General features: G+C 55.4%; 16 protein-coding genes. 2 read left to right on the forward strand and 14 right to left on the reverse strand.

Going from position 1 to position 17402, the window contains the following annotated elements:
- Positions 1 to 152: 152 nt before the first annotated feature.
- The 10 genes from HOP44_RS20495 to HOP44_RS20540 form a co-directional block, all read right to left on the reverse strand.
- Positions 153 to 2060, reverse strand: a complete 1908-nt coding sequence (locus HOP44_RS20495; RefSeq protein WP_172256859.1) for a cellulase family glycosylhydrolase — start codon at positions 2058 to 2060, stop codon at positions 153 to 155.
- A gap of 154 nt (positions 2061 to 2214) precedes the next feature.
- Positions 2215 to 3441 carry an MFS transporter gene (locus HOP44_RS20500; protein ID WP_172256861.1) on the reverse strand — a complete coding sequence of 409 codons (1227 nt, stop codon included), beginning with the start codon at positions 3439 to 3441 and terminating at the stop codon, positions 2215 to 2217.
- A 419-nt stretch (positions 3442 to 3860) separates the two neighbouring features.
- Complete coding sequence (locus HOP44_RS20505; protein WP_172256863.1) at positions 3861 to 4043, reverse strand: hypothetical protein; 183 nt, start codon at positions 4041 to 4043, stop codon at positions 3861 to 3863.
- A 164-nt stretch (positions 4044 to 4207) separates the two neighbouring features.
- The gene (locus HOP44_RS20510) at positions 4208 to 4774 is read right to left on the reverse strand and encodes a hypothetical protein (RefSeq protein WP_172256865.1); all 567 of its coding nucleotides are present in this window, start codon (positions 4772 to 4774) and stop codon (positions 4208 to 4210) included.
- Positions 4775 to 5068: 294 nt separating this feature from the next.
- Entirely contained in the window at positions 5069 to 5671 is a 603-nt protein-coding gene (locus HOP44_RS20515; RefSeq protein WP_172256867.1) for a nitroreductase family protein, read from the reverse strand.
- Positions 5672 to 5763: 92 nt separating this feature from the next.
- Complete coding sequence (locus tag HOP44_RS20520; RefSeq protein WP_172256869.1) at positions 5764 to 6435, reverse strand: DUF1266 domain-containing protein; 672 nt, start codon at positions 6433 to 6435, stop codon at positions 5764 to 5766.
- A gap of 17 nt (positions 6436 to 6452) precedes the next feature.
- On the reverse strand, positions 6453 to 8933 hold the full coding sequence (locus tag HOP44_RS20525) for a tetratricopeptide repeat protein (RefSeq protein ID WP_172256871.1): 2481 nt from the start codon (positions 8931 to 8933) through the stop codon (positions 6453 to 6455).
- A gap of 1 nt (position 8934) precedes the next feature.
- Positions 8935 to 10635: an Hsp70 family protein gene (locus tag HOP44_RS20530; RefSeq protein WP_172256873.1), complete on the reverse strand. Its 1701-nt coding sequence runs from the start codon at positions 10633 to 10635 to the stop codon at positions 8935 to 8937.
- Between the two features lie 257 nt (positions 10636 to 10892).
- Positions 10893 to 11234 carry a DUF3243 family protein gene (locus HOP44_RS20535; protein WP_172256967.1) on the reverse strand — a complete coding sequence of 114 codons (342 nt, stop codon included), beginning with the start codon at positions 11232 to 11234 and terminating at the stop codon, positions 10893 to 10895.
- A 125-nt stretch (positions 11235 to 11359) separates the two neighbouring features.
- Positions 11360 to 12274, reverse strand: a complete 915-nt coding sequence (locus tag HOP44_RS20540) for an NAD(P)/FAD-dependent oxidoreductase (protein ID WP_172256875.1) — start codon at positions 12272 to 12274, stop codon at positions 11360 to 11362.
- 261 nt (positions 12275 to 12535) lie between these two features.
- Between HOP44_RS20540 and HOP44_RS20545 the strand changes: the two genes are divergently transcribed.
- Both HOP44_RS20545 and HOP44_RS20550 read left to right on the forward strand, forming a co-directional pair.
- Positions 12536 to 12967 (forward strand): hypothetical protein, encoded by a 432-nt coding sequence (locus HOP44_RS20545; protein WP_172256877.1) that lies wholly within the window; start codon positions 12536 to 12538, stop codon positions 12965 to 12967.
- The gene (locus tag HOP44_RS20550) at positions 12945 to 14282 is read left to right on the forward strand and encodes a hemolysin family protein (RefSeq protein ID WP_172256879.1); all 1338 of its coding nucleotides are present in this window, start codon (positions 12945 to 12947) and stop codon (positions 14280 to 14282) included. Before HOP44_RS20545 ends, HOP44_RS20550 begins: the two co-directional genes overlap by 23 nt.
- Positions 14283 to 14441: 159 nt before the next feature.
- Here the strand turns inward: HOP44_RS20550 and HOP44_RS20555 are convergent, their stop codons facing one another.
- The 4 genes from HOP44_RS20555 to HOP44_RS20570 form a co-directional block, all read right to left on the reverse strand.
- Complete coding sequence (locus HOP44_RS20555; RefSeq protein WP_246369969.1) at positions 14442 to 14708, reverse strand: hypothetical protein; 267 nt, start codon at positions 14706 to 14708, stop codon at positions 14442 to 14444.
- A 144-nt stretch (positions 14709 to 14852) separates the two neighbouring features.
- The gene (locus HOP44_RS20560; RefSeq protein WP_172256881.1) at positions 14853 to 15755 is read right to left on the reverse strand and encodes an aldo/keto reductase; all 903 of its coding nucleotides are present in this window, start codon (positions 15753 to 15755) and stop codon (positions 14853 to 14855) included.
- 33 nt (positions 15756 to 15788) lie between these two features.
- On the reverse strand, positions 15789 to 16547 hold the full coding sequence (locus HOP44_RS20565; RefSeq protein ID WP_172256883.1) for an acyl-[acyl-carrier-protein] thioesterase: 759 nt from the start codon (positions 16545 to 16547) through the stop codon (positions 15789 to 15791).
- A 203-nt stretch (positions 16548 to 16750) separates the two neighbouring features.
- Positions 16751 to 17335, reverse strand: a complete 585-nt coding sequence (locus HOP44_RS20570) for a nitroreductase family protein (protein ID WP_172256885.1) — start codon at positions 17333 to 17335, stop codon at positions 16751 to 16753.
- Between the last annotated feature and the right edge of the window lie 67 nt (positions 17336 to 17402).

Consider the following 17402-nt stretch of genomic DNA (forward strand, 5'->3'; position numbering starts at 1 on the left):
CTCTACAGCCCGTTCGCGTTCGCGCCTATCCGGTACCGCTCGGATCCGGTTCAAGAATACGCCCTCTTATTCTACCCCGGGCAGCAAATCGTTGCAAAATGCCAAAGCGTGTCAGCTGCAGCAGACTTTTCCGTTCCCTCTTCTTGCCGCGCTTAAGGTTCCAATCCGAACACGCGTGTACCGTTCACAAACAGTACGGCATGCTTGGACTTGGCAAATTCAAGCTGACCCGATGCGTACGAGTAGTCGTCCGTTTCGTCGTAATCGCTCCAAGCGCTATTGTGGATACGCGACTGGATTTCTCCGGTCTCCCCGTTTGCCGGAATCGAACCTGAAACGAAGCTCAATTCCACGTAATCTGCGGCTCCTTCCGGAGCGCTTTCCGTTTGGCCGAAGACGGCTTTGACGTTCGAAGCCCCCATCCGTGCCCAATCGCAGAAATAATTCTGCCCCGCTTGGCTCTCGTTCGTATAGTAATAACGAATCTTTACATTCTTGAGCGGAACGACCGAGGAACCCGTATTGCGGATATTGAATACGGGCCGCAGCGCGTTGTCCGACGGATTGTCGTCCAGGCTGCGCTGCATCAGCACCAGGCTTCCGGCGTTCGCTCCGCCCGAAGGCGAAGGCGTAACGGGCGTCGGTACGGCAGGAGTCCCCCCTGACGCTGTCGGTTTGGCGGATACTTCGGCCGAATCGGCTCCGGCGCCTTTGGCGTTTACCGCGCTCATTTTGTACCGGTAGGTTTTGCCGTTGACGACCGACTGATCGGTGAACGACGTTCCCTTGATGCCTTTTTGCAGGACGGTATAACTGCCGCCGCCTTCGGCGCGCTTGAGCATGTAGCTGTCTGCACCGGATACGGCGCTCCAGGCCAACGCGACTTGGGAACGGCCGGCCGACGCTTTCAGCCCTTTGACCTGCGCCGGGATCCGCCCCGCAGGTGTGCTGCCTCCCGTATCCGGCGCTGTGCCTTTGCGCATCTGTTCGCGAACGAACTTGCCCGATGCGCTCAACTGCGCCGAGGTCCATCCGCCTTTGAAACTTGCTCCCGGAGCAAGTGCGGCCGACGCTTCCTGCTTGTCCGCGAGCGACCAGTTGGCCCAGCTGATTCCCCGGTTGGCCATGAAATCGGTCCATTCTTTGGCTTGGGTCAGGTAAGGGCCTCCGTTTCCGGAAGCATCGCTTGTTCCCCATTCGCTGACGAAGACCGCCAGTCCCTGCTTCATGGCGGCATCGATCCGGTCGCGCAGCCACGCTCCATGCGTTCCCGCATAGAAATGTACCGCGTACAGCACATTGCCGTCTGTCAGAGGCGAAGCCGCGGCATCCTGAATGTCCTGGCTCCAGGTTCCCGTACCGACGATAATCGGGTTATCCGGATCTTCCGCACGGATGACTTTGATGATTTCTTCCGCATACGGTTTGATCTGTTTGGCCCAAGTTACATTTCCGTTGGGTTCGTTGGCGATCTCGTAGATAATATTCGGCGTATCCCCGTAGGTCTGCGCCATTTCCTTGAAGAAAACTTTCGACTGCGCTTTGTAGGTATTCGGATCGCCATCGGACAAAATATGCCAATCGACGATAACGTACACGCCCAGCTCGATCGCGTCGTCCACCGCCTGCTTGACTTTGTTTTTCAGCGCCGGATTTGAAATATATCCGTTCGAGTCCGTATACATGGCAACCCGAAACACATTCAATCCCCAGTCGTCACGCAGCCATTTCATACTGTCTTTATTGACGTAATCGCCGAACCATTGAATGCCGTGCGAGCTCATCCCTTTCAGCTGCACCGATTTGCCCGAAGCATCGGTCAGTTTGCCGTTTTTCACTTGAAGCCGGCCGTGCTTGCCGACAAAAGTCGAGGCCGCGGAGCCGTTGGCTGCAAGTGCCGGAGCGATCTTTTTGGTTCCTTCCGTTTTGCCGCTCTGCTTCGGCTTATTCGGTTCGCGGGCGGAAGCGGATGTTCCGGTTCCTGCACAGGCCGCCAACAGTCCGACCAGCAGACAGGCGAGCAGCAGACAGACTCCTTTTTTCAACGAACGATTTCGCATCTTTTCCCCTCCATTGCTAGTCTTGGATATCTTTTTTTCTTCTTATTACCCGTTCTTTAACGTCACTTCTATAGAATAACCTATTAATGGAAAAAAAGCCCGGTTCCCCGAAAGGAACCGGACCCGGCATACATGCCTAGCCGATGAAGTTCTGTTATTCCGCAAGCTCCGTACCTTTGGTTTCTTTGCCCAGGAAAGCGACCGAAGCGGCTCCGATCAGGATCATTCCGCAGAACATCCCGAAGATCGCATAAATCTCGACCCCCTGCGAAATCAGCCAACCGACCAGAAACGGGGCAATGATCCCGCCTACCCGTCCAAACGAAGCGGCCAGACCGGCTCCCGTCGTCCGCATATGCGTCGGGTAATGCTCGGGCGTGTACGCGTACAGTCCGCCCCAGGCCCCGAGGTTGAAGAACGAGAGGCAGATGCCTGCCGCAAGCAGCGTCGCCGTCGTATCGGCCAGGCCGAACCAGATGGCGCTTGCAGCGGTCAGCACGAGATAGACGACGAGTACGAATTTGCGGCCGAACTTCTCGATGAAGTAGGCGGCCGTGAAGTAACCCGGCAGCTGAGCAAGGGTCATGATCAGGACATACTCGAAGCTTTTGGTCAAACTGTAATCTTTGTACACCATGACCTGCGGCAGCCACAGGAACATGCCATAGTAGGAAAAGACGACCGTAAACCAGAGAATCCAGAGCATAAGCGACGTTTTGCGGTACTCGGGCGCCCACAGTTGAGCGAAGCGCTGTTTGAGACCGACTTTTTCGGCTTTGTTTTTCTGGGCGAGGAATCTTGGAGAATCGTCAATCTTTCTCCGCAGGTAGAGCGCATACAAAGCCGGCAGGGCCCCCAGGGCAAAAGCGATCCGCCAACCGGATTCGAAATTCGGAATAATAAAGTAGGCGATCACTGCCGCGAGAATCCACCCTCCTGCCCAGAAACTTTCCAGCAGGACGACGGTCCGTCCGCGTTCATTGGCAGGTACGGATTCGGATACGAGCGTGGAAGCGACCGGCAGTTCTCCGCCCAGGCCGAATCCGGAAATAAAGCGAAGAATACACAGCATCACGAAGCCGGTTGCGACAGCGGATAATCCGCTCGCCAGCGAGAAGATCAGCAAGGTCCAGAGCAGAACCGACTTTCTTCCGAAACGGTCCGCGAGGATACCGGCACAGGCGGCGCCTACCGCCATCCCTACCGAGTTGATCGCAGTCAGAACGCCCAACTGCTGGGGTCCGAGCGACCATTCGACCGCAAGAGCCGCGGCTACAAACGAGATCAGCGCGACATCCATGGCATCGAACAACCAGCTCATCCCTACACTTGCCAGCAGGCTTCTCCGTTTCGGCTTGCTGAGTACGTTAACATTTCCCATTCTTTGTCTCCCCATTTCCTCTTATTGGGCGCGGCCTGCAGGCGGCTTCGTTCGAGATGAACGCGCCGGCTCCGAGACTGGCACAAGGAAAAAACGCCGAACCGCTTCGTGGAATCGTTCCTTTTCCGCTTCCTCCGTCCGCAGAGTTTGTGAAAATAGGCTCAATTCATCGAAAAACGTTTTGTGTTTTCTCCCCGCGCACGCGCCGGGATCTCTTTCGAGTCTGCCTCATAGTCTATCCTTTCCGTACTCACATGTAAAGAAAAATTACGTCAAAAGATTCACATGGTTTAACATGTATTTTACCGCGGCCCAGGCAGTTCGGGGAAGGGGCGGGCATCTCCGATACAAAAAGCGCCGTCCGTCCTCTTTTTGAGGATGAACGGCGCTTTTTGCGCCTTTTTGGGCAGAAGACAGACTCAGCTTTCCGTACGGCCCTGGCTTCGCAAGCCGCCGCGGACAGCGGAATAGGCAAGGACAAGGCCCGCACCGCTGTACATGACCGCTTGGACGTAATCGGGATACAGGAAAGAACGTACCCCTGCCGCTTCGAACACGACGATCAGCAGCGCACAACCCACCGCTTTGGCTTTTATAGACATCCGTATCCACCTCCTCTAATTCCGTGTACAACGACTATATAAGAATTTGCATAAGGTGTAAATGCTATTTTTATATGACCCGAATTGTAAGCGTTATCTCGGTTCGCAAAAAAATTCCGGCAGGGCCTAAGCCCGCCGGAATTCGGTGCAGCCGCAGATGCGGTTTAAGGGATATACTGTTGGACGATCTTCACGATAACCCCGTCTTTGACCGTAACATGGTAAGGGAACGCGCTCAGGTCGAGCAGGCCAAGCGAATTGTTGTATTGGGCGTCGAATTTGTCCAGACCAATCGATTCATTCCAGTTGATCTCCATGTCTTCGTAGCTGCCGGTGTGATCGTAGATCTGCATCAGAACCTGGGCATCCGCAGCGACCGGCATTTTCACTTCGGTAATATCGTTGTTCACGATATAGTAACCGTCCGGTGCTCCGCCCATTTCTTCGGCCGCGTCCGGATTTTCTTTCAGGAAGAGCTTGTTAGCCGCTTCGCCCGTATACCATCCGATCCGGTCGGTCTCGAGCTGGGTTACGCCGTTTGCGTCTTTTTCAACCGAGTTGATAAAGATCGTATATGTTTGTTCCGTCGAGGTTTCGTCGCTGGTGCCGGTTGTTTGTTCTGCCGGAGCGGCAGAAGCCGGAGTGACTACGCTAGAAGCCGGAAAGTATCCAAATCCGATCATAAAGGCCAGAATACCTGTACCGATCATGCCGATTGTTGTCTTTTTCATTGTTGTTCTCCCCTTTCAGAGGTCCCTTGTTGTGCAAGTTCTCGGTAAGTCCTATTACCCTAAAGCTAGCTTGCACAAACTAATTTCTTAAATTTCCTTTATGTTTTCATTATAGGACCTGGTGTCAATAAAAGAGTGTCGATCCGATAAAGATGTTCTTACAATATTGACTTATTTGAAAGGGGATTCAGCAGGCAGGCATCTTCCGCGTCCGCGCATCAAAAAAGAAGCGGACTCGCACTCCCGCTTCTTTCCGTTTGGATTCGTTATTAAGGCTATCGATCTGCCGCCTTTTTATTTGAACACTTTGACGCGCTCTTCAATCGGTTGGAACGTCTTTTCTCCGGCCGGGGCAAGAGGCATTCCGAAAGGCATCTGGGCTCTCAGCAGCCAGCTCGAAGGCAGGTTCCAGGCTTCCTGGACGCCGGCGTCGATCAGCGGGTTGTAATGCTGAAGCGTAGCTCCGAGTCCCGCGTCGCTCAGCGCGGTCCATACGACAAGCTGCAGCATGCCCGAAGATTGGTCGGCCCAGATCGGGAAGTTATCGGCATACAGCGCAAACTGGTTCTGCAGGTTTTTTACGATGTCCTGGTCTTCAAAAAACAGAACCGTGCCGTACCCGCTTTTGAACGAGTCGATTTTGTCGGTTGTTCCGGCAAAAGCTTCTTCGGAAACAGCCACTTTTTTCAATTCGCCCAAAGTAAGGTCCCACAATTTCTCATGCTGTTCGCCAAACAGGACTACGGCGCGGGAAGTCTGGGAGTTAAACGAAGTTGGCGTATACTTGACCGCTTCTTCCACGATTTCCTGAATCTTCGCTTCGCTTACGGTTACGTCTTTGCCGATTGCATAAATGGAACGTCTGGATTTCAAAGCTTCGAAAAAGTCTTTTGCCACGGTAAAGGCCTCCTTGATCGGGTCATGAAAGTATATTTATAACTTTTCGTAATAAACTATATAATATTCAAGTTTATACGTCAAGTTCGCCCTTACTCGGAAGCCGGTTCCAGCGGCATGCCCCATTCCAAGCGTTTCCACAGACTGCGCGGATCGGTCAAAAGCTTGGATACGCAGACGACATAAGGTTTGGCCGCTTCGGCGGAAGGCTGGTTGGTCCAAATCTGCCGCCCCGCCAAATAGGCAGCTGCAAATTCGGGCCAGCCGCGATACAGGCTCTGGGCCCGCTGCGAAGCCGATTTTGCCAATTCGAGCGCACGTTCGCCTTCGAGCCAGCCCGCGGAATGGGCGGTGCGGCAGATGAATACGTACTGCCCCAGGTCCCAAGCCGCGATTCCGGCCCGCGGAAGCTTGCCTGCGTACATCTGAACGAGACGAGCGTGGTTATACAAAGCGGCATTGCTGCTCAGGCGGTCGAAGTAGCACTCCCGGTCTTTGAACGACAAAGCTCCGAGAAACATCTCGGTCTTGCGGTACGAAGCCTGTCCGCCTTCTTCCAGCAGCCAGTTCAGATGCCGGTGCAGCGATTCTTCGTCTTTGACCGACCACGTATGGGACAAAAGCTTGCGAAGTTCTTCCCTGCGTGCAGTGGGCCAAGCGAATCCCGTTTCTTCGAGCAGCCCGTTCATTTGAAACAAAACGGCGCCGATCGCAAAAGCGCGCAGATTCTGTTCGTCCGTTCCTCTTAGGCGCAGCGTCTCCATCGCGGCAGCTCCTTTCTTCAAAAGCCATGAATATCCGGCAGCGGCTCGCCGGCCGGTTCGGGCAGGGCGGGCTGTGCCTCGACATCAGGCAGTTCGGGCCCGCGCGTGCGGCGCAGCAGCTTCCATCTGCGGGAAGAATACTGCTGCAGGACCCGGGCGATTTCCGTCAGCATCGGGCGGTTCCCGTCGGATGAGGCGGCTTCGACGGCAAGTTCCTCCGCTTGTTCATAACGCCCCACGGCCACCCAGCAGCGAATCAGATACTCTGCCGCGTCATGCTGCAGCCCGACCTGGCAGGCCGCTTCGAAGAATTCGGCGGCCTGTTCGTACTGGGCCAGACGGAACAGAATATACCCGCCGTACAGCAGAATCAGAGGATCCTGTTCTTTGGGGTCGATATGATCCGTATAGCGAACGATAGACGATTCGGCTTCTTCCCAGCGCTGCTCGGAAATAAGCAGCCGAATCTGCTGCAAATACGCCCAACCCCGTGCAGGATGCCGCTGCATCAGCGCTGCAAGGCTTTGCTGCGCTTCGGCGGCGCGGTTTTCGCGGAGCAGCATCTCCGCCGCAAGTCGGGCAGGCAGATACTCCAGCGGCGCAATCCGCTCGGCTTCCCGGTAACAGGCGAGCGCTTCTGCTCCCCGGCCCGACGAACGGTACATATCCCCTTCCACGATACGGCCGTAATATTCATTGGGCCGCTCCCGGTTATAACGGCCGGCCATGGACACCGCCTGCTCGAACTCTCCGGCGCGAAAATGCGCTTCGGCCATCAGCAGCAGAACGGCTTCCGGAAATCCCCGCTCTTTGGCTTCGTTCAAATACTCCAGCGCATGCGCATAATCGCCGATCCGCAGGAAACAGTAACCGGCCCGGAACCAGGGTTCCGTCAGCGTTCGGTCATACTGGATAACCCGCAGATAATCGAGCAGCGCTTCCGGATAACGGCGCAGCGAATAAAAACAGTCGCCTCGTGCCGAATGGTAATACCACTGCGAAGACAGCTCCAAAGCATGATTCAGCAGTTGGAGCGCTTCCTCGTAGTTTCCTTCCATGCGAAGGGATTCGCCGAACCGGTACAGGGCTTCGGGATCGGACGGTTTCAGCAGCAGAACCTGCCTGAGATCGAGGCGCGCTTCTTCAAAACGTTCCAGCGCGATCCGAATCAGTCCCCGCAGCTTCAGAATATCCGCCTGTTTGGGCGGTTGGGATTCCGTCTGCCGGATCGCCCGGTTCAGCCGTTCCTCGCTCTCCGCATAACGTTCCAGTTTGCCCAATGCCTTGCCGAGCAGAAAATTCAATTCGGCGCTCAGCGTCTGGCCGTTCTCGGCTTCCAGCAGCATCTCGGCACATTCTTTTTCCCGTCCGGTATCCAGATACAGTTCGGCCAGCGTGTAAATCTCACTGCGATCGGGCCGGGCATTTGGCGTCAGATTGCCTGCGAGCTTGTCGTTGAGCATCAGCAGCCGGATCTGCGCTTCAAGGTCTTCCGGATAACGCGCACACAGCTCTTCGTACACTTTCTTCGCTTCCCACGGAAGATCGAGCTCTTCCTTGCAGGCGGCAATTCCGCTCAGTGCATGAATGCTGCCGGGGAGCAGTTTCAACAGCTGTTCGTATTCGGTCAGCGCAAGATTCGGATTTCCGTCCCGCCGCAGCGCTTCCCCCCGCATCAAGCGGGCTTCCGGCTCTTCGGGCTCTTCTTTTATCCACTGGTCCAGCACCTGCAGCGCCGAACGCATCTCTTCTTTGCGCATGTAAAAAAGAGCGATCAACCGAAGGCAGTCGGGCTCCCGATTATTCAGCAGCGCGGCGCCTTTGAGCGCTTTTTCCGCAAGATCCAGATCGTTCAGCACCAGCGCATAATGGGCCTGTTCCCGAAAGCGCAGGAAAGCGTCGTAATCGTAAGGTTCTTCGGCGACCAGCCGGTCATAACGAAGCTCCCAAAAACTGTTGAAGCGCTCCATAAACAAACTGACTTCCGCGTGCTCGTAATCGTCTCCGAGCCGCCTTTCTCTGGCCGTCCATTCGAAATGACGATCCAGCAGATGCAGCACGCTCTGGGGCAGGAAAGCATGCTTCAACAAGAATCCGAACAAATCGCGTCCGATGCGTTCCCGGACTTCGATCGGCCAGAACAGCTCGTCGTCGAGCAGTTCCTGCCAGACATCGGGATCGATCCGTTTCTCGATCTCCGCATAAATGTCTTCGCAGCGGCGCATAAACAGCATCACGGGCGATTCCGGTCCGGTCTCGGCCGCCGCCGGCTCCGGATTTCTCAATCCCCGCAGCTCGGCTTCGCTGAGCGAAGCGCTGCCGCCCGGCTCCGCGAGACGCTTCGCTTCTTCAAGCGCCATCTCGTAGGACTGGCGGATCCGCTGGAATCCTTCCGGATTTTCTTCCGGATGGCATTCTTTCAATCGGCGCGCATAGGCCCGCTTAATCGTTTTGATCTCGGACGTCGGTTCAATGCCCAACATGGACCAAATATTCATATCATTCCTCCGGCTGCTTTTCCGCCAGCTCCAGCAGTTCTTTCAACATTCCCGCTTCTTTGCGGATCTCGCGTTCATCCTGACGGCTCAGAACCGTCTCGAAACGACGCAGCGCTCCCGCGATGCGGGTCCGATTACTGCCCAGCGACTCTTCGTAGATCCGGTCGCCGCGTGCAAGCAGCAGACGGTTCTCCGACTTGTCGCGGGGATGGATTTTAATCGCTTCCAATTCCAGGAATCGCTTTTCGACTTCTTCCATCGACATCCCGCTGGCATCTTCGCGAATCAGAAGACGATGCGTCTCGCTCGTCGAGAGTGTGGTCACTTCCACTTCGAGAATCCCGTTAATGTCGTAGGTAAAACGAATATCGACCGCCTGTGCGCCTGCACGGCCGCCCGGTACGGGAATCTCCAGCTGTCCCAGCTTGATATTGTTGCGCGTCAGACGGTTCTCGCCCTGGTAAATTTCGATCCGAATCGTTTTTTGGTCGTCGGTTACGGTATAGAAGCGTTCGACCCGGCTGGCCGGAATGACGGTATGCCGTTCGATAATCGGGTAAAAGTGTCCCCCGTCATAGCCGCCGTCGCCGTTTTTGACCGTAACCATCGTACCCAGGGTGTACGGACAGATATCGGTCAGGACGACTTCTTTCAATTCTTCCCGGCGCTCTTTCATGGCAGCCACAATCCCCGCGCCGATCGCTACCGTCTCGTCCGGATGAATGCGCGCCGCCGGAAAACGTCCGAACAAGCGGGCGGCGAACGAATAAATCAGCGGCATCCGGGTCGCTCCTCCGACCAAGATGATCTCGTTCAGCTCGCGCGGGCTGAGCGAAGCGTCTTTCAAAGCCCGTTCCACCGGATGGCGCAGGCGGTTCAACAGCGGCTTGGCCAGATGGTCGAACAAACCTCGGTCGATCGTCCACTCGTACGTCTCGCCGTCCACGGTGCAGGACAGCTTGGCATCCTGCTGCATCGTCAGCAGACGTTTGCCCTGCTCGGCCTGTTTGCGAAGTCCGGCCATCGTCCGATTGTCCAGCCGGTCTTCATCCAGTTCAAACTGTTCGAGGAAGCGGGCGATCAGCATGTCCGTAAAATCTTCGCCGCCCAGAAAAGCATCCCCGGCCACCGATTTGACTTCCATTACGCCTTCGAACATATCGAGAATGGAAACGTCGAAGGTTCCCCCTCCCAGGTCGAACACGAGAAACTGGCTTTCTTCCTGCTCCAGATGCAGACCGTAGGCCACTGCCGCCGCGGTCGGTTCGTTGATCAGCCGCTCGACCCGCAGGCCCGCCAGTTCGCCGGCCCGTTTGGTCGCTCTTCTTTGGATATCGTTAAAGTAGGCAGGGACGCTGATAACCGCTTCTTCCACGGGTTCGCCCAGAAGAGCTTCCGCATCCTGTTTGAGCGAACGAAGAATAAAAGCAGACAAATCTTCCGGAGAAAATTCGTGCTCGCCCAGCTTGTAGCGCCGGTCTGTACCTATGTATCGTTTGAACAACGCAGCGGTTTTGTCGGGATGCGTGACCAAACGTTCCCTTGCGATTTCGCCCGTCAGAATCTGCCCGTTATCGTCTACGCCCACAACCGAAGGCGTCAGCACGTTTCCGAGCGCATTCGGAATGAGCGTACTTCCTTCTTCCGTTCGATAAGAGGCCAAACTGTTTGTCGTTCCCAGATCGATTCCGATAATCGGCACTCTGTTCACCTCGCTCTTCGGTTATTTTTGCTTTACCTTTTATATCGGCAATACTTTTTCGTTATCCACTCTTTTCATCTATGTTAAACGCAAAAAGGAAAACCTTCCAATACTTCCGGAAGGTTTTCCCAAAATCGGTCGGCTGCTCTAGTGTGGCGTATAGGCTGTGTGCGTTAGAAATCCGATTTTTGATTGCGGCCGTTCGGCTGCGGGCTTTCGGGAAAACTCAAACGGTCGTAAAGTCCGTTTGACCTGCCTCAGGAAGACTGAGCCAGACGGACGAGCAGATGGGCCAGCTTGTGACGCTGATCCTCATCTCCGACTTTCCACAGCTCCTGCAGCAGCTTTTCTTCGCTGTTGCGGGGTTCTTCGTGGGCGGCCAAGTAACCGGCTACCTTTTCGGCGACTTTCGCCAACTGCTCTTCGCCGAGTCCGATGCTCTCACCGATTTTGATCCGGTTGTGCAGGTATTTTTTGAAGGAATCAAAATCTTGTAAAATCTTGTCTTTTTTGTCATCCGGGATACGGTCGATCGTTTGTTCGACCTTATCTGTGTGAACCTCTCCGTCTTTCGTTACCGCGTGCTTTTGTTCTTCGATATTACCCATTGTTTTGGCTCCTCTCGGTTGTCGTTTTCGGATTTTGAAGCAAACCATGAATATTTTTCAAAGCGTATAGCACCTGCTGCATTATTATTAACCCGTCTATCGAATATGAACCGCCTTTAAAGACTTTTATGAATTTTGCGCAATTTTTTGTGTATCCAGATAGCTGCCTGCGTCCCTTCACCCATCGCAATCGTCGACAGTTCAGAATGCAGGCCAATATCGCCGGCTGCCCAGACTCCTTCAACGTCGGTCATCTTGGTGCGCGAATCGGTCTTGATATGCCGGTTCCCTTCGAGGGTCACGCCAAGCTGGACGGCAAGTTCCGTTCGGACGTGGCTGCCTCCGAATGCGATAAATCCTTTGTCCGCTTCCAGTTCGCGCCCGTCTTCCAGAACGACGGAACGGATATCGCGGTGATCGTCCGAACGCACCTCGGCGACTTTTTGCTCTTCGTAATCGATTCCGACCTTCCGCATATGTTCGAGCAGGCGCTCTTCGATCGGCGCCCGTTCATGATTGATATAAGTCAGGTGGGGCGTACGCTCGGACAGCAGCACCGCCATGCCCGATCCGTGTTCGCCCGATCCGATCAGCACGGTTTTTTGATCCACAATCTCATAGCCGTCGCAGTCGGGGCAAATATAAACGCTATAACCGAGCGTATCGCGCAGTCCCGGAATTTCCGGATAACGGTCCATCATTCCCGTTGCCAGCAGTACGGTATGGGAGAAAAAGCGTTTGCCGGTTCCCGTTGTCAATACAAAACGTTCGCCGTCCCGCGCCGCTTCCATTACCGCGTCCTGAACAAATTCCACGCCCAGCGCTTCGGCCTGCTTTCTTCCGGTACGGCGCAGATCTTCGCCGGTTACGCCTTCGGGCCAACCGAGTATATTGTGATACGTATGGCAGACCGACGAGCGGCCGTACCCGGAATCGATAACGAGAACCCGATGGGTACTGTAGCGTCCTAATTGAATAGCCGCTTGGGTTCCCGCGATTCCTCCACCGATGATGATGCAATCATGCAGCATGAACAGGCTCCTCTCTTTGTTCAAGCGGACTGCCGGATACGAATAAGACGTTTCCAAATCGATATTCGTTCCCTTTTTGCAAGTCCGCTTGCTTTTGTACAGTGGGTTTCCAAAATATATAAACCAAAACCCTTTTTTTAAACGCTCATTTGACATGTGCGGCGCATATCCCTACAATTTATCTGGTTATGCCGTATGTTCGGAACTTTTCCCAGAAAGGAGACGATCCCCTTACCGAACCGACTACGACGGCCCCGCCGCTTGTTGGATTCGGCGAAAAACGGGGCCCGTTTCCTTTTTGTCGTCCTGCTGACCCTGGTGCTGTGCCTGTCGCCTTCCGTACTGAAAGACGAGAACCCGATTGACCTCGACGAGGCGCTCGACAATCTCAACAGTGCGGATACCGGAGTCGGACCGCTGCCTTCCGGGCTGCCTTCGATGCTCTGGACGCCGGGCATTCTGCCTGTTGAAGCCGACCCCGCGCCGCCGCACGATCCGTTCTTCCCGCTGCATGCGGTAGAGCTTCTGATCGGATGGGCGGTCCTGCTTCGACTGAAGAAATTGCTGCTCAGGCCGCTCAAATTCCTCTCCAATTACGTGTATAAAGCGCTTGCTTTGCCTTATTTTTTGAACAATCGCTTTATACACGAAGGGAGAGAAACAGATCCATATGGGAGTTACCATTGCCACTAATCTGCTGCTGGTTGCGCTGCTGATCGCGGCCACCGCTTATTTCGTCATTACCGAGTTTGCCATCATCCGGGTCAGAAGCAGCCGAATCGACCAACTGATCCTCGAAGGCAACAAACGGGCCATCAACGCCAAAAAGGTGATTACCAACCTGGACGGTTCGCTTTCCGCCTGCCAGTTGGGAATCACCATCACCGCTCTCGGGTTGGGTTCGCTCGGCGAGCCGACCATGGAACTGCTGCTGCATCCGGTCTTCGAAGCCGTTCCGGCCGTGCCGGAAGCTGTAGCTTCGCTGCTGTCCTACGTGCTGGCTTTTGTGATTATCACCTACCTGCATGTCGTGGTCGGCGAACTGTTCCCCAAAACGGTCGCGATCCAGAAATCCGAAGCCGTTACGCTGGCCGTATCGGGATCGCTGCTTGTTTTTTACAAAGTCATGTATCCGTTCATCTGGCTGCTCAACGGCTCGGCGAACCAGATCGGACGCTTGATCGGCATGAAACCGGCCAGTGAACACGGGGAAGCGTTCTCGGAAGAAGAACTGCGCCTGATTCTGAACGAAAGCTACGAAGGCGGCAAAATCAATCAAAGCGAATACGGCTACGTCAGCCGCATTTTCGCTTTCGACGAAATGCTCGCCAACGAGATCATGGTGCCGCGTACCGACATGGCCTGCCTCTATCTTGAAAAATCGCGCGAAGAAAATCGCCGGATCATTCTGCAGGAGCAGTATACGCGCTTCCCTGTCGCCGATATGAGCAAAGACCATATTGTCGGCATGGTCAACACCAAACAGTACTTCCTGGCGCTGGAAGAAAACCCGGATACCGATGTCGCGTCCCTCGTGCATCCGGTGATGTCCGTGTCCGAAAGTATGGCGGTCAAAGATCTGCTCAAAAAAATGCAAAACGAAAATACGCATATCGCGATTCTTGTCGACGAATACGGCGGTACATCGGGTATGGTGACGATCGAAGATATTCTCGAAGAAATTGTCGGAGATATCCGCGACGAATTCGACGAGGCCGAAGAAACCGAAATCGTTCAGGTCTCGGAAGATCGGCTGATCGTAGACGGCAAAGTCTTTATCCACCGGATCAATGAACTGCTCATGACCGATCTGGACGACGGGGAACTGAATACGATCGGAGGATGGCTGTACGGTCACCGTCCGGATCTGCCGGTCGGCCGGAAATGGATTCACGAAAATCTGGAATTCACCGTTCTTCGCCGCGGCCCGCGCCGCTACCGCAAACTGGATATTTTGCGCCGGCCGGATCCTGCGGACGACAGCGCCGAGCCTAAGCACGAATCTTAAGTCTTCCGGCAGGTCGGGACGAAGTCGAATCTTTGCAGGAACGACTCTTCCCGGCAAAAAGCCCTTTCCGTCAACCGGAAAGGGCTTTTTGCCGATCGAACCGCTGCGCATGTTCCGAGGCCATCGGTTGCGTCGCAGCAATCCCGGCGATTCATACGGTCAAAAACCGCTTTTATATTTGTCGTCGCTTGAAGAACGCGTCTTGGTCGCGTCCTTGTTTTTCTCTTCCTGCTGCTCCATGGCGATATCTTCCATCGGAAGCGGGTCGACGTTCATTTCGCTTTCGTGCATATCGAATAGGCTTTCGTTGCCTGTCGCATACTGCTCGGGGTGATCGTGCGAACCCTGCCGGTTGTCATCCTGCTGATTTTGCTGCAGCGCTTCGGTTTCCTCGCGCTTCTTGGCTTCATGCTGCTCTTTGTCCATGATAGTCTGACACCTCCTGTTATCGCTTTCTTACCCTCTTTACCCGTAAGCGGAGCGTCTCAAAACGAAAAAGGAAAGATCCCCCGGACAAAAAAAGGATTGCGCGAACTTTCCTTCGCACAATCCCTTAATGTCTTCTTACCTTCAGCGATGCTGCGCATAGACGTTTGCCGGTACCGCAGATCGGATCGCGGCCCGCTCCGTATCGCTCAGAGGAGCACTCGCAACCGCCGCGATATTGGCCCGCAGCTGCTGCGGGGTACTCGCTCCGGCCAGAACGCAGTCCGCGCCTGTGGAAGACAGCGGATAGCGAAGCGCCGTTTCGGCCAGAGGCCGGTCGACCGCCGATACGATTTCGCTGCGGAAACGCCGCAGTTCTTCTTCGCTGTAGCCCAGATAACCTTTGGACAGCTTGCTTTCGCCTTCTTCGGTCAGCATCCCGCTCGCAACGGGACCTCGGGCCAGCAGCCCGATCCCGGTTGCTTCGAGCAGAGGCAGCACTTCTTCTTCCGGACGCCGGTCGAAAATACTGTACTGACTCATGACACTGACGATCCGCGAACGCGAAACGTATTCGCGAATCACATTCGGACGGATCGAAGAAATGCCGTAGTACCGGATTACGCCTTCTTTTTGCAGCTGTTCAAAAGCTTCGATCGTCTCGTCGATCGGATCGTCGAGCGTGCCGCCGTGCAGCTGGTACAGATCGATATAGTCCGTACCCAGCCGCTTGAGGCTGTCTTTGACTGCGGACAAAATGTAAGCTTTCGAAGCGTCCCAGGCGAGCCCTTCCTGCCCGGGCAGACGCCGATTGCCGACTTTCGTAGCCAGTATTACGTCGCTTCGCCGGCCTTTGATCGCTTTGCCGACCAATTCTTCGTTGCGGCCGGCATCGTACAGATCCGCCGTATCCAGCAGATTGATTCCCCGATCGAGCGCTTCGTGCAGCAGTTTCAACGCTTTGTCTTCCTCCGTGCCGATCGACATACAGCCGAAGCCGATTTCGCCGACAAGCAGTTCCGAACGGCCGAGCTTATTTTTTTTCATACGGTTCCGCTCCTTTTGCGTGCTTGGAATGCGTTACGTGCGTGTTGGAATCCGGGCCTCCAGTCCGAGTACGGCTTCGAACGTTCTGCGGCCCGTCTGCGTCTTTCCGGCGAAGAACACTTCCCGGCCTCCGGCCGTTCGCCGCAGAACGATCCGGTCGCCGATCGCCGCTTCGCGGCTGTACGTAATCGTCAGCGAGCGGACATCGGATTCGCGATGCTCGTCCGCCGTCAGCAGATCGGCGCACAGATCGGCATAACGCGCATTGTTCAAGTGCCCGTAGCAGTCTACCGCGCTGTAAGGGACCTGATAGATCCCGGCTTCGCTCCAGGCGGCTTCTTCGTCTCCGGGCAGAGCCGCTTTCTTCGGTGCGCCCGCAAGCGAAGCCCGGGTGCTGACCGATAACGGGAACGGAAAAGCGGACGGACGCAGAATCCGTCGTTTGGCTATATCCACGAGCGTCCAGGCAGTCGAAGCCAGGCCGATCTCGAATCCCGCTGCGTCAACCAGGCGGTAATCCCGGATCCACACCGCTCCTTCGGCTCCGCTGTTCCAGGTTTCCAGCAGCAGCGAGTCGCCGAGTCGGGGTACGGCAAACAGCTCCAGGCGGGTGGTCATCAGCACCCAGGCCATCCCTTCTTCCAGCATCCGGCCTACGGAAATGCCGGCATGTTCCAGATGACGGTCTGCCGTATTCTGCATGACGCCAAGCAGAGCGGACAGCCGCATCCGGCCGGCAAAATCCGAGTCCGTGACCGAAACGGAGAATGATTCTTTCCATATATCCTCCATCTTCGTCAGCTCCTTTCGCGCCAAAAAGCTCTGCGCTTCGATGTCCATTATAGCGCCGGAACATCCAAATGCCAAACCGCGGCGGATTTCCAGGCGCTCCGCATAATCGGTAACCGGGCCGCAAATCGACGCAAAAAGCTCCGCTTTTTCGAGAAGAAGCGGAGCTGGAGAAACCGTTAAAATCTTCGACGAAGACTCTGGATTCAGTTGTCGAACGTGTCGATCCAAACCGTCTTCGATTCGAACGGCTCGCGCGTTCCCTGGCCCGGTTCGCGGTCCGGGTAGCCCACATAGATGAAGCCCAGCATCTGCCCGTTTGCACCGAGACCGAAACGTTCGGCCATCAGCGGATGATAACAGAGACTTCCGCTTCTCCAGACCGTGCCGAGACCCAGCGAATGCGCTTCAAGCAGCATATTCTGAATCGCGGAACCGACGGCAAGCGTCTCTTCCAGCGGAATAATCTTCGGGCTCTCCACCGGATCGCAGCCTACCGCAATAATAACGGGGGCGCGCAGCACTTTTTTGTTGGCGGAAGCGAGCAGTTCCTCGCGTTCTTCCGGTGAAGGATTCAGGCCTTTCTCGGCCGCTTCGGTATCGGCCATCGCGGCTGCCAGTTTGCTGCGGCCGTCTCCCTGCAGAACGAAAAACCTCCACGGTTCGGTCTTCCGGTGATTGGGAGCCCAGGTTCCCGCTTCCAAGATACGTTCAATCTGCTCGCGCGGCACTTCCTCGTTCTTGACCGCCCCGACGCTGCGCCGGGTACGGATCGCTTCCGATAGATTCATTGCAATTCCTCCTTCGATTCCCTTGCGGCAGCTTCTGCCGCGGGTGAACACTTGATTCAAACATACG

Origin of the sequence: Saccharibacillus deserti (genome assembly GCF_013618475.1) — a bacterium.
Lineage (GTDB): Bacteria > Bacillota > Bacilli > Paenibacillales > Paenibacillaceae > Saccharibacillus > Saccharibacillus deserti.